12 protein-coding genes are annotated in these 11,934 nt (G+C 60.3%); 4 read left to right on the top strand and 8 right to left on the bottom strand.

From position 1 onward, the window contains the following. Positions 1-78 precede the first annotated feature (78 nt). The gene (locus tag ABWV89_RS00965; RefSeq protein WP_353393331.1) at positions 79-1,584 is read right to left on the bottom strand and encodes a sensor histidine kinase; all 1,506 of its coding nucleotides are present in this window, start codon (positions 1,582-1,584) and stop codon (positions 79-81) included. Between the two features lie 154 nt (positions 1,585-1,738). Continuing rightward, on the bottom strand, positions 1,739-2,401 hold the full coding sequence (locus ABWV89_RS00960) for a response regulator transcription factor (protein ID WP_353395118.1): 663 nt from the start codon (positions 2,399-2,401) through the stop codon (positions 1,739-1,741). A 598-nt stretch (positions 2,402-2,999) separates the two neighbouring features. Between ABWV89_RS00960 and ABWV89_RS00955 the strand changes: the two genes are divergently transcribed. From ABWV89_RS00955 to ABWV89_RS00940, 4 genes are all read left to right on the top strand, one after another. Beyond that, positions 3,000-3,455 (top strand): hypothetical protein, encoded by a 456-nt coding sequence (locus tag ABWV89_RS00955; RefSeq protein WP_353393329.1) that lies wholly within the window; start codon positions 3,000-3,002, stop codon positions 3,453-3,455. Positions 3,456-3,555: 100 nt separating this feature from the next. Next, positions 3,556-3,990: a hypothetical protein gene (locus ABWV89_RS00950; protein WP_353393327.1), complete on the top strand. Its 435-nt coding sequence runs from the start codon at positions 3,556-3,558 to the stop codon at positions 3,988-3,990. A 73-nt stretch (positions 3,991-4,063) separates the two neighbouring features. Further along, positions 4,064-5,752 (top strand): DUF4384 domain-containing protein, encoded by a 1,689-nt coding sequence (locus ABWV89_RS00945; RefSeq protein ID WP_502903111.1) that lies wholly within the window; start codon positions 4,064-4,066, stop codon positions 5,750-5,752. 122 nt (positions 5,753-5,874) lie between these two features. Then, on the top strand, positions 5,875-7,041 hold the full coding sequence (locus tag ABWV89_RS00940; protein ID WP_353393325.1) for a tetratricopeptide repeat protein: 1,167 nt from the start codon (positions 5,875-5,877) through the stop codon (positions 7,039-7,041). 12 nt (positions 7,042-7,053) lie between these two features. Here the strand turns inward: ABWV89_RS00940 and ABWV89_RS00935 are convergent, their stop codons facing one another. The 6 genes from ABWV89_RS00935 to ABWV89_RS00910 all read right to left on the bottom strand — a co-directional run bounded on the left by ABWV89_RS00935 (position 7,054) and on the right by ABWV89_RS00910 (position 11,847). After that, positions 7,054-7,962 (bottom strand): SDR family oxidoreductase, encoded by a 909-nt coding sequence (locus ABWV89_RS00935; RefSeq protein ID WP_353393323.1) that lies wholly within the window; start codon positions 7,960-7,962, stop codon positions 7,054-7,056. Positions 7,963-7,983: 21 nt separating this feature from the next. Beyond that, positions 7,984-8,469 (bottom strand): GNAT family N-acetyltransferase, encoded by a 486-nt coding sequence (locus ABWV89_RS00930; protein WP_353393321.1) that lies wholly within the window; start codon positions 8,467-8,469, stop codon positions 7,984-7,986. Further along, positions 8,466-9,401 (bottom strand): glutathione S-transferase family protein, encoded by a 936-nt coding sequence (locus ABWV89_RS00925; protein ID WP_353393319.1) that lies wholly within the window; start codon positions 9,399-9,401, stop codon positions 8,466-8,468. Before ABWV89_RS00925 ends, ABWV89_RS00930 begins: the two co-directional genes overlap by 4 nt. Before the next feature lie 107 nt (positions 9,402-9,508). Further along, a complete protein-coding gene (locus tag ABWV89_RS00920; RefSeq protein ID WP_353393318.1) occupies positions 9,509-10,525 on the bottom strand; it encodes an NADP-dependent oxidoreductase in 1,017 nt (338 codons plus the stop codon). Positions 10,526-10,583: 58 nt separating this feature from the next. Beyond that, on the bottom strand, positions 10,584-11,003 hold the full coding sequence (locus ABWV89_RS00915) for a PaaI family thioesterase (RefSeq protein WP_353393316.1): 420 nt from the start codon (positions 11,001-11,003) through the stop codon (positions 10,584-10,586). Between the two features lie 52 nt (positions 11,004-11,055). After that, positions 11,056-11,847: an SDR family oxidoreductase gene (locus tag ABWV89_RS00910; protein ID WP_353393314.1), complete on the bottom strand. Its 792-nt coding sequence runs from the start codon at positions 11,845-11,847 to the stop codon at positions 11,056-11,058. Positions 11,848-11,934 lie beyond the last annotated feature (87 nt).

The following is an 11,934-nucleotide window of genomic DNA, read 5'->3' as shown; positions in this document are numbered from 1 at the left end:
GGGCAATATGAGTGGTTTTTTCAAGGAGCGATGGCGGGCAAGTTTGCCACAGCCACCATCGCCCCCTCGATTTACCCCCTACTGCAAGAGCTGGTGCGGTGAGGGCGGCAAGTGATCGCCCGAACGCCCGGGCAAGACGGGCATGGTGAATGTCACCTTGGTACCCTTGCCCGGATGGGAGCGCAACTCCAGAACCCCACCCGTACCCGCTGCACGACGACGCATGCCCGTCAGGCCCTTGCCCGTGGAAGGGCCGGCATGCAAGCGCTGATCAAACCCGACGCCGTCATCCCGGATTTCGAGAACCATCGCACGCCCGGTGTCGTCCATGTGGCAGGACAGCCAGACCATGCTGGCTTTCGAATGGCGCATCACATTCGACATCGATTCCTGGGCGATGCGAAGCACCTGACGCCCCAACTCGCCGCCAATCTGTTCAAGTGGTCCGTCAAAATCCACATCCCATACCAGTCGAATACCGAGTTGGTCCAGCGAGTGCTGCACCCTGTAGCGCAGCCTACCCAAGGCATCGATCACACTTTCGTCGCTGTCATCGATGGCATCGACCAAAATCTTGACATCCAGCAGACACTGCTCCAGTGAAGACGCCAGGACGCGGTGCCCGGGCTCAGTCCGATCCAGACCAGAAATGATGGAGACAAGCTGCGAGCCCACACCGTCATGAAGTTCCTGCGCAATTCTGCGCCGCTCCCGATTGGTGGCCATCAGGTAGGCCGGGGCATTGGCCGGGGTCGAGTAAGGCGTCAAGGCCGAATTGGCAAATTCGCGCCCGAGGCGGCTGTGGTCATCGCCCACGCCCTCCTCGTCTCCTCCGAGACTGATCCTGTTGGAGGTGACGAGCCACACAAGCAGCATGTAGCCGGCGAAAAGATGATGGTGAATGCCAATAAGGATCAGACCTTTCTGCGCGATGGCCAGATCAGCAGTCCCGATCACATAGGCCACACAGGCGCCAACCAGCACCAGCCAGCCAGCACCGTCATGACCCGCGAGCACGCCCCGTCCAAGCCGCAGATAGAAGGCAGATGTCACCACGACATTCACGACCTTCCATGCCAGATAGGCCAAGTCGGTGTGCTCGACACCCAGCAGCCCCCAGCTCACCAGTGAAATGCAGACAACCTGCTGCACTGCCCATATCGCCCTGCCGCCGAAAGAAAGCGTGGTCAGTGAGGAGACCAGTTGGTATGAAACAGCGCCAATGATGAGCTGGTAGCAGACATGGGTGATCCATATCCATGCCATGGAATCGGACAAAGACGCCCAGCGAGCCCAGGTGGTGGAGCCGGCCAGAGCGAGCCAGATGGCCAGCATTGAGAAGAAGGAAATGTCCAGGTTCCGGCGGTCTGCCCGGCCCGTCCTCATACCGAGCGCGAGCGACCCGAGTGCGATCACGCTGGTGGCAGCAAAGGCCAGGATCCAGCCGACATTTCTCCCCATGCTGAGGCCCAGCGTTCGCTCGACAACCGGGTCATCTCCACCGATGCGCCACAGGGCCAGAACGGCAAGACCGAACAACAAGATGCCCCAGCCCCACCGCAAGGGCTTTCCACTATCAAGCACGGATCTGTCCGCCTTCCTGCATGACCGTGACTCCCATCTTGCCTCCATTCCCCCTTGTTCAGACGTCGAGCGACGCCCTCAATCTGGTACACGTCATTTGGCGTGTGCGCCGCTACCTCGGCCTATCCCTCGATCCATGCTTCGCTTGCCGGACTCACAGCAGCCCTTGATCGGCTGCGCGCGTGACGGCCTGAGCACGCGTCTTCACCTGCAGCTTCCGATAGATGTTGCGCACGTGGGTGTTGACAGTCTGCGCGCTGATCGAGAGCCGCTCGGCAATCTCGACACTGGTGTAACCCGCTGCGACCATCTTGAGAATCTCCCGCTCCCGGTCAGACAGCCGCTCACGGTTGGTCGGTTGAGGGGCGGCCACGCCACGCATGTCCAGCCGCTGAAGAAGCCTTCGCGCAAGGTTGGGTGTGATGGATGCGCCACCGTTGACCACTTGAAGAACGGCTTGCGGAAAGCTGCCAAACCATGAGTTCTTGACGAGGTACCCGGTTGCGCCCAATGCAAATGCCTGAAGCGCGTGTGCTTCATCTTCGATGGCTGAGATCACCACCGACTCCGCATTTGGTTGCTTGCTCTTCAACAAGTAAATCAAATCAAAACCGGTGCCGTCACCGAGATTGAGATCCACCAGCATGACGTCCACCTCGTGCTGCGCGATCTTTCGCTTGGCTTCTTTCACACTGCCCGCCTGCGCCACGAGGTCGAGACGCAAGTCCGACAACAGCTCGCGAGAGATGACCTGGCGCATATGCGGATCGTCGTCGACCAGCAGCACACGCACCGGCGCGTCCGTCTGCCCGACCATGAATTCGGGCCAGACCGATGCAGAGAAATCCGTGTTGAAACGACTGTCTGGAAAGCCAAACGCGGCGGCGCTGTCAGTACCGGCCGACAAGATGTCGCTGTGTTCCGATTTTTTGTCCTTCATGCCTTGAACCTTGTTACGTCTCCGGCTGTTTTGTCTCATTCGCTCGCATGCAGGCCGGGAGCGTCTTTTTCAAAAGAATACTTAGGGCCTATTTTTCATAGGCTTTTGGGCACAATCTGCACGCCTTGTTGCCAAATTGGAAACCCAAACGAGGAAAAATCCGCATTTCATACGTTTTGTTTCATTTGAAACATCCAAGGACATTCAATTGCGAATGCATGTGCGTTTCTTCTTTTGCTAGCGCAAACCCTTGATTTTTAGGGCAATTCTTGGCTTCGAACTTGTACGCCTCCTCCGATGAATTCGTAAGAATGAAGTACGCACTTCCGGCCATTGGCAACAAAAAGGTACTACGAGACACTGAATCCCAGACGAGGCGTAACGAGCACGCTCACCTGCCAAGTCGAACACGCGGTGACCCAGGGACCACTCAGGGCGCCGAACCAACTGGACCAACTTCTTGAGGAAATTCATCATGAAAAAGCTTGCTTTCATTGCACTCGCAGCTGTTGCTTCTACTGCCTTCGCTGGCGGCGGCCACGGTCACGGCCACGGCGGCCCCAAGGCTGACGGCCCTGTGATCAACAACCCTCAACTGCAGGCCACCGTCCTGGTGAACACTGCCGTGATCAACGCCGCTGAAGGCAAGGGCGCTGTTGCTCAACAAAACCTGGCCACCAACGCCGGTGCCATCAAGGTTGACGGTGACCAGTACCAGATCGTTGGTGCCAAGGATTCCCTGATCATGAACGCCGCCCTGAACGCAGAAGCCAGCCAGAACATCGCTTCCAACGTTGGCGAAGTCGACATCAATGCCACCTCCATCCAGGTTGCCCTGATGAAGCACTCTGCTGTCGTGAACCTGGCCAAGCACGGCGCCAAGGCAGTGCAGAACGTGTCGACCAACACCAGCTGCGTCAGCTGCGACTAAGTCGACCGGCATGTGACAAGCAAGGCAGCCAACCGTTTCCATGGGGCGCTGCCTTGCTTTCCTTAAACAGAACACTTCCCTACCCTGACGAGGCCACATCATGAAAGCCACCAAGATCGCTTCTTTGCTGATGGCAGTGCTGATGTCCTGCAGCTCCCTGTCTTTTGCCCAGTATGCGCCGGGCGAGGATCCACTGGTATTGAGCAACCAGGTCACCTACAACATGATGCCCTTGAACAACCAGCGCCGCTCTGGTGACATGGACAAAAGTCCAGAGATGCCATCGTGGCTGCGCGCCAAGCTTTCCCGCTACCAGGCCAAGGCCTTTGCTGCCGAGAATCAGGATGTGGCAACCGATGCGGACGTGATCACCACCGAGAAAACCGACGGGGTCCGCAAAACCTGCATCCAGGAAGTTGGCAGCAACACACAGGCTGCCAACAACGCCGGCAATTCAGGCTTCAACCGCTACGGTCCCAAGCCCGAGGCCCAAGTCGTTGTCCTGCGCGGCGACCTGGTCAACATCTGCAACTAACCGGGGCACGCCCCACCACCCGACAAATCAGCGCCTGACCTGAAGATCAGGCGCAGAGGACAGGTACGCCATCATGAAACCGCACAACAAATCCACTACGCCAGCAGCCCGATGGTTCCAGAGCTGGCGCCTGCCTGCCCTGCTGGGCGCTTTGGTTTTGGCCGGCTGTACCACCCCGATGGATCCACGCAAGGACGCGGACTATCAAAGCTACGCATCCACGACGGACCGCCCGGTCGTTCGCCCGGTGCGGTCGATCTCCAGTTTTTCCGATTCACTGATGTGCATGGACCGGATGTTCCGGGACGCCAACATCACCACCACCCTGCTGACCAGCAAGCAAATCCCTGACTACTCTGCCAAGGTGCCCGTGGCCACCAAGGAGATGATCATCACGGCGATTTCACAGATGTCGCGGGTAAGCAATGCTTTCCGCTATGTCGACTACGAAGTCGACATCGCTCGTCAGGACACGGTGCAGAACCTGACCACCATTTTGCTCAACAACAACCAGGTTCAGTTGCAGCGCCCTTCGCTGTACATTTCCGGCGCTGTCTCTTTTGTTGACCAGAACGTCATCAACAACCGAAACGACTTCGGCACCTCCGCTTCTCGTCTGGAGACCGGTTTCAGTGCCAACAAGAACGCCACGCTGATCGGCCTTGAACTGCACCTGGGCGACTTCCGTACCCGCACCCTGATTCCAGGCATCGATTCTGCCAACGAGGTGACTGTCGGCAATGGCGGCCAGGGCATGGACCTGGCGGGCCGGATCGGCGACTATGGCTGGCAGTTGAGCGTGGGACGTGACTATGCCCAGGGTTCTGGTGCTGCCGTTCGCACGCTGGTCGAGCTGGCCATGATCGAGCTGCTGGGCAAATGGGCCAAGGTGCCTTACTGGCAATGCCTGACACTTGAGCAAAGCCACCCGAGCTTCCAGCGCCAGTTGCGTGACTGGTTCGACGAAGGAGACATCGGTGTTCGCCAGGGCCTGGTGCGCCGCTCGCTGATTGCAAAGGGCTATCTGCCTCAGGACGCGGCCAACATGCCTGCCAATACCCTGGCTTTCCGCCGCGCACTGGGTGAGTTTCAGGCGGACTCCGGCATGGTCGTCAACGGAGTGGTGGACTTCAGCACCTACGAACGCGCATTGAGGGATTTCGTGGCCCTGGACGCCACTGGCAACCTCACCCGATATGGCTGGATGAGCAAGAACCCGCAGCCCGTTCAGCCTGGCACGATGCCTGGTGACCCTGTGGCCAGCTCCGGCAAGGCCTACGGGACGATGGAGCCGCCGCGCAGTGTCGATCTGCAGGTCGAGAACGTCCTGCTCGGTCGCACGGAGTTCCAGGTTGGTGAGCAGGTCTTCCTTTCAGCAACAGTTTCGCGGACATCTCACCTGGCCTGCTACCTGTCTGACTCTTCAGGGAACGTGATGCGCTTGCTGCCAAACGCCGTTTCCACACAGACTGTCGCCATTGCCAACCATGCCGTCCGCATTCCGGACTGGATGAGCCCCAACCCTGGCTTCGTGTTGACCACGACTGCGCCCGGAACCGAAGCTGTCATGTGCATGGCCACCGACGACGATGTCAGTGCCAAGCTTCCAGATACCCTCCGGGGCCCGGGACTGAAGCCCATCGCAGCATTCAACAGCGTTGACGACGTGGCGACAGCGTATTCCATGGCACTGGGCGAGAACGGCTACTCCAGACAAAAGGTCGAGTGGACTGTGGCACCCAAGGGCAAAGGCGGTCGTTGACATTCACCTCACCGCTCGGCCAGGCGGTCTGGACATGAACAGGTGACGGCATGATCATGATGATGATGTTCGGACCGGCGGCCTGTTCACTGCCTGCTACACCCTAACGCTCAGTCACTGTCATGCGTCACTCAACCCTTTGCCCCAAAGGACTGCGAGCAGTCGTTCTTGCCATCGGCGCATCTGTGGCATCGGCAGGGGTGATTGCCGCACCGACGTTGACGCCACCTGAGCCCATTCAATCGGCTCCTGCAGGCGACAGCGAGGGCTTTGACCTGGCCCCTGTTCAGGAGCCCGATCTGGCCGAAGGTGGACTCGACGGCATTGGCGAAGACACGCGCAGCATCGACCGGCTTCGGGATGTCGCGCTCAAAGCGTCCAAGCGCTCGAGCAAGACAGTCCGGCGCCGCTCGGCAGTTGCCTCCCGCACGCTTGGCCTGATCTACCTGCATGGTGCAGGCGCGCCTCAGGATTCGGCAGAGGCTGAGCAATGGTTCGCACGGTCTGCCAGCCTGGGCGACTCGCGCGCAGCAGCAGGCATGGCATGGTGCGCCCTGGAGGGCTGCGCCGATCAACCCAAACCGGCGGAAGCCAAACCCTGGATCGACCGGCTGTCCCGGGTCGACAGTGCACGCGCACGATTTTTGCTGTGGGTGATGAAGGACAGGTTGCAACCCATTGAAGTCGCGACACCAGGCGCGCCTGCGCCGGTGACCATCCATGATCAGGAGCTCCTTGAGCGCTCGGCCAAAGGCGGCAACCTCCACGCCGGCATCGAGCTGGGCCTGGCATTGGTGGCCATCAACCAGCCGGAGGAGGCACTGAGCTGGTTCGAGAAGTTTGCACGCCGCTCCGAGGTGGCCGCCAGCAACGCACGCCAGCTCAGTGCCCGCCTGAAGCGGCCAGTGGCCGCGGCAGCGCAGGTCAAGCCCAGCAGCAAAACACCCAAAGTGGCGGCAGAAGGCAGTCGCGCAGCTGAGCTGTTCGAGCAAGCCCAGCGCTACCACCGCGGCGACGGCATTCCGGCCAACTATTCCGAAGCGCTGCGCCTGTATCAGCAGGCTGAGGCACAGGGGAGCAGCCAGGCGCGCAAGATGCTGGAGTTGATCTATGCTCGACAGTTGCCTACCGGCATGGTCGACCTGGCATGGATGCGACAGCTGGCATGGGCTGAGGTTTCCGGGCCGACCCCAGTGCCCGGAAATGCTTCAGGTGTTCACCAGCTCAAGCGCGAGCGAAGCCCGCTGGTGGACATGCTGCCCAAGTTCTGGCGAGAGCAGCTGCCCTGAGCCCGGGGTCCCTCAGTCGGCCTCGCGGAGCTTTTCCCGCAGTGCCACGCCGACCTCCGGCCTGCCCTCGAACGGATCAGCCGGATTGACACCCTGCACCATATTGTCGAAACGCGACTGGGCATTTCCGAGTGCCTTGGGGTGGCTATAGATATAGAACTGATTGGTCTTCATGGCATCGAACACCATCTGCGCCACCAGCTCTGCGGTCACCCGGCCAGATGACACGGCCTTCTCGCTCATGGCCTTGCCGATCAGTTGGCTCTTGGTTGGCTTCAGATCCGCCAGATCCGCTGGACGGTTGCGCTCGCTGGCGCTGATACCCGTGGGCACAAAGTAAGGGCACAGCACACTGGCACCAACCTGGTCGCTGACGAGATTGAGGTCGTGATAGAGGGTTTCAGTGAGCGCCACTACAGCATGCTTGCTCACGTTGTAGACACCCATGTTGGGCGGCGTGAGAATGCCTGCCATGCTCGCGGTGTTGACGATGTGGCCTTCGAAGGAAGGATCAGCCTTGGCCGCTTCCAGCATCATCGGGGTGAAGCAGTGCACGCCGTAGATCACGCCCCAGAGGTTGACACCCAGCACCCATTCCCAGTCACGGATTTCGTTTTCCCAGATCAGGCCGCCCGAGCCGACACCCGCGTTGTTGAACACAAAGTTCGGCGCACCGAAGCGTTCTTTTGTCGCCTTGGCCAGTGCTTCCACCTCCGCGGCTTTGGAGACATCCACACGCATGGCCAATACTTGTGCTCCAGCCGCCTTGAGCTCGGCTTCGGCCTTGTCCAGCGCGTCCTGCTGCACATCTGCCAGCACCAGATTCATGCCCAGCTTTGCACCGATGCGCCCGCACTCCAGTCCGAAACCCGAGCCCGCTCCGGTGAGAACTGCGGTCTTGCCTTTGAAATCCTTGATCATTGTTCCTCGTCTCCTCTTGGGTCAACGGCTGTCGCCGCGGCGAACCATTTCCACGTGGGGGATGCCGTCTTCGTCGTACTCATCGCTGTCACGAACAAAGCCGTGCCGGGCATAAAAACCCTGCAGGTGTGACTGTGCGCCGATCCGGATGTCCTGCACACCCCACTGCCGGAAAAGGCAGTCGATCGACTTTGCCATGAGTTCATGTCCCAGGCCCGTCCCGCGCGTGACCGGCGCTGTCACCACGCGCCCAATGCTGGCCTCGGCGAAGCTGGCCCCTGGTGGCAGCAGTCGCGTCGATGCGAGCAACGTCGGCGAGCCCGTGTCCGAGGCATGCCAGCCCATCACATGCAAAGCCTGCGGATCCTTTCCATCCACATCCTGATAGACGCAGTTCTGCTCGACCACAAAGACGGCCGAGCGCAGTGCGAGCAATGCATAGAGCGCCTGGGGCGACAGCTCACCGAACGACAGGCAAGACCACTGCAGGCCTGAACTGGCGGTCACGCTTGTGCGGCTCGCAGCACGTAGCCCACGCGCGGAAAATGCACATGGACCTTTCCCGCTCGCTCATCAGTGCGCTCAATGACCAGGCGGGTTCGGGTCGCAGCCACGAGTACGCCTTCCGAGGTCTCAGGGCCAAAGCTCTCGGCGGCCACCGTCACGCGCGATCCCAGCGGGATGCCATGATCATCCTGAAAAACCTCATCGCTTGGGATGGGGGTTGGCACATGATTGCGCGCCACCTCAATGGCTTCCGTTGACGACATGGGCGTGGCCTGCCCATGCCCCACCGCAGCAACCCGGTCCATCCAGGCCAGCACTTCCGGCGTGGCATCAAAGATGTCGGAAATGGCAGGGCCTCCCGTGCGGGTGAACCACAGGGGGTGATACACCGCCAGGTCCGCCAGACACGGTGTCTCGGTGAGCAGAAAATCTTGATCCAGCATCGATGCGATGCGGCGCAGATAGCTGCGATACGCGCTCGTCGCATCCGCTGGCCGAAGCTGCACCATGTTGGTCCGCATGGCCTTGCGATCGGCAGCGAAGGTCTGCAGTGCCTCTGGCGGCTGGTCAGCGAATTTCGCAGCCACACCCTTGGGCGAGAGCGTGTAGGCCGCCGACGCCCAGAACAAGGTGCTGTCGGCCCATTGCGCCAACACCCTTGCCATGCCTTTGTGCAGCACTGGGTACAGCGACGGCTCTGGCTGGAGGTGCTCCAGCACATCGGCGATCAGACCTGTGTCGCAATAGATGTCTGCCCCGATCTGAAGCAAAGGTGTACGGCGATAGCCGCCCGTCAAGGCCACCACATCGGGCTTGGGCATGACACGCGGTATTTCCACGCTGCGCCAGTTCAATTGCTTCAGCCCCATCATCAATCGCGCCTTCTCGGCAAACGGTGACAAGGGGTACTGGTGAAGAATCAGTTCAGACATGGCTGGACATCCTTGCTTTGCGACAGAGGAACCCTAACCGATTCCCGCTTGGGCGTCGATAAGGCGAAGGGCCAAAGCGCCTCGCCTCACCGATTGCCCCAACACGATCAGATCAGCTTGACCAGCTGCTTGCCGAAGTTTTTGCCTTTGAGCAGTCCCAGGAAGGCTTCCGGCGCGCTCTCGATGCCTTGCGAGACCGTCTCACGCGGCTTGAGTTTGCCCATGGCCACGAGCGTGCCCAGCTCCTTCATGGCCTCGCCCCACACTTCCATGTGCTCGCTGACGATGAAGCCTTCGAGCTTGACGCGGTTGATCAGCAACAAGGCCGGGTTGGCCATGGCCAGGGGCTCGCCATTGTAGCCAGCAATCATGCCGCACAAGGCAACGCGGGCGAACGCGTTCATGCGCAGCATCACAGCGTCCATGATCATGCCACCCACGTTCTCGAAGTAGCCGTCAATGCCCTTCGGGCAGGCTTCCTTGAGAGCTTTGGACAAGCTGTACATGTCCTTGTGTTCGCGGTAGTCGATGCAGGCGTCATAGCCGAGCTCAGCCACCGCATAGGCACATTTCTCAGGTCCACCGGCAATACCGACCACGCGGCAACCACGTGCCTTGGCCAGCGCAGCGAATGCGCTGCCGACAGCGCCTGTGGCCGCACTGACGACCATGGTCTCGCCCTCTTTGGGCTCGATGATCTTGACCAGGCCATACCAGGCGGTCACGCCGGGCATGCCGACAGCACCGAGGTAGTAGGACAGCGGCACATGTGTGGTGTCGGCCTTGCGCAGCGCGCCCGGTTCGTTGGCATTGACAACGCTGTACTCTTGCCAGCCGCCCATGCCAACGACCTGATCACCCACCTGGTACTTGGGGTGCTGCGACTCCACCACTTCACCGACGGTGCCACCGATCATGACTTCGCCCAGCGGCTGCGACGCAGCGTAGCTCTTGCTCTCGTTCATGCGTCCGCGCATGTACGGGTCCAGACTGAGGTAATGGTGACGCACCAGCACCTGACCTTCGGTCAAGGCGGGGGTGTCAACACTGACGACTTTGAAGTTGCTGGCGACGGCTTCGCCTTCGGGGCGGTTGTCGAGCAGGACTTGGCGATTGGTGGGCATGGGTTGTCTCCGGAAAAGTGAGGGGGATGAGAGGTTGGCCGATTTGGCCGAGCTACTGTCAGTCGCTGGGCACCGCGCCTTCGCGGCCGCTGCCTGGAACGATGCGTTTCATGTACTTGAAGGTGCCGGTGGCGTGGGCTACCAGGTCACCCGATTCGTCGTAAACCTTGGCCTCGGTAAAGGCCAGCGAGGCAGTGCGTTTGAGCACGCTGCCTTTGGCCAGCAGTGGGCCGACGCCGCCTTTGATGAAGCTGGTTTTCATCTCGATGGTGACGACACCACGTGGGTCGTCGTTGGCGCGGGCCGCATGGGCCATGACGACATCCATCAGCGTCATGGTGGCGCCGCCATGGACCACGCCAAAGGAATTGTCATGCTCTAGCCTGGGTGCAAAACGGATTTCTGCTTCGCTGTTCTCGAACTTGATCAGTTCGAAGCCCAGCAATTCCACAAAGGGAATGTGAACGGCAAATTTCATGCGTTGAATAAGTTGCTGTGGTGATACAGGCCTCAGTGTAGAGGTCTGATGATCAGCCGCCGGCCACCGCTGAAACACCCCCGTCGATGGCAATGAATTGGCCCGTCATGTGCTTGCCGGCATCGGAAGCAAACAACAAGGTGATGCCCTTGAGGTCTTCGTCATCGCCCAGGCGCTGCAGGGGGGCGTGTGCCTTGAGATTGTCTTCACCCAGGTACTCCAGAGTGCCCTTGGTCATCTTGCTGGGGAAGAAACCTGGCCCCACCGCGTTGACGCGAATACCGTAATGGCCCCACTCGCATGCCAGTGCGCGGGTGAAGTTGATCACCGCGCCCTTGGAGGTGTTGTAGGCGATGGTCTTCATGGCCGGCGGGTTGCCGCCCAGGCCCGCAATGGAAGCGGTATTGATGATGCTGCCGGTGCGGCGGGGGATCATGCTCGATTTCGCCACCAGCTGGCTGAGCACAAAGTAGCTGCGGACGTTGAGGTTCATCACCTTGTCCCAGGCTTCCAGCGGATGGTCTTCCGCCGGTGCCCCCCAGGAGGCACCTGCGTTGTTCACCAGAATGTCGATCTCACCAATCCGTCCGGTGGTCTCGCTCACCAGCCGTTGCATGTCTTCGGGGTTCTGACCATCGGCTGCGACCCAGCGCGCATCGATGTTGGCCCCTTGCAATTCGGTCGTGGCCTGCTCCAGGTCATCTGCCTTGCGAGAGCTGATCATGACTCGTGCGCCGGCTTCACCCAGTGCATGCGCCATTTGCAAGCCCAGGCCGCGAGAGCCACCCGTGATCAGGGCTGTTTTGCCTTTGAGGTCGAAGAGCTGGTGAACGGTACGGGTCATGCAGATGTCTCCTTGGATGGATATTCAGTCTTGTAGGTGAGCGCCTTTGCTCCGGCCTTGCAGTGTCACGCAGCCAGCTGCCATGGC

It is taken from the genome of Hydrogenophaga sp. 5NK40-0174 (genome assembly GCF_040372165.1).
GTDB lineage: Bacteria > Pseudomonadota > Gammaproteobacteria > Burkholderiales > Burkholderiaceae_C > Hydrogenophaga.
This window is presented reverse-complemented; position numbering and strand designations above follow the sequence as displayed.

Excerpts from the sequence above, each read along its gene's own strand:
- ABWV89_RS00960 (WP_353395118.1), bottom strand. The coding sequence starts at position 2,401 with ATGGTCGGGCAGACGGACGCGCCGGTGCGTGTGCTGCTGGTCGACGAC.
- ABWV89_RS00955 (WP_353393329.1), top strand. The coding sequence starts at position 3,000 with ATGAAAAAGCTTGCTTTCATTGCACTCGCAGCTGTTGCTTCTACTGCC.
- ABWV89_RS00950 (WP_353393327.1), top strand. The coding sequence starts at position 3,556 with ATGAAAGCCACCAAGATCGCTTCTTTGCTGATGGCAGTGCTGATGTCC.
- ABWV89_RS00945 (WP_502903111.1), top strand. The coding sequence starts at position 4,064 with ATGAAACCGCACAACAAATCCACTACGCCAGCAGCCCGATGGTTCCAG.
- ABWV89_RS00940 (WP_353393325.1), top strand. The coding sequence starts at position 5,875 with ATGCGTCACTCAACCCTTTGCCCCAAAGGACTGCGAGCAGTCGTTCTT.
- ABWV89_RS00935 (WP_353393323.1), bottom strand. The coding sequence starts at position 7,962 with ATGATCAAGGATTTCAAAGGCAAGACCGCAGTTCTCACCGGAGCGGGC.
- ABWV89_RS00925 (WP_353393319.1), bottom strand. The coding sequence starts at position 9,401 with ATGTCTGAACTGATTCTTCACCAGTACCCCTTGTCACCGTTTGCCGAG.
- ABWV89_RS00920 (WP_353393318.1), bottom strand. The coding sequence starts at position 10,525 with ATGCCCACCAATCGCCAAGTCCTGCTCGACAACCGCCCCGAAGGCGAA.
- ABWV89_RS00915 (WP_353393316.1), bottom strand. The coding sequence starts at position 11,003 with ATGAAATTTGCCGTTCACATTCCCTTTGTGGAATTGCTGGGCTTCGAA.
- ABWV89_RS00910 (WP_353393314.1), bottom strand. The coding sequence starts at position 11,847 with ATGACCCGTACCGTTCACCAGCTCTTCGACCTCAAAGGCAAAACAGCC.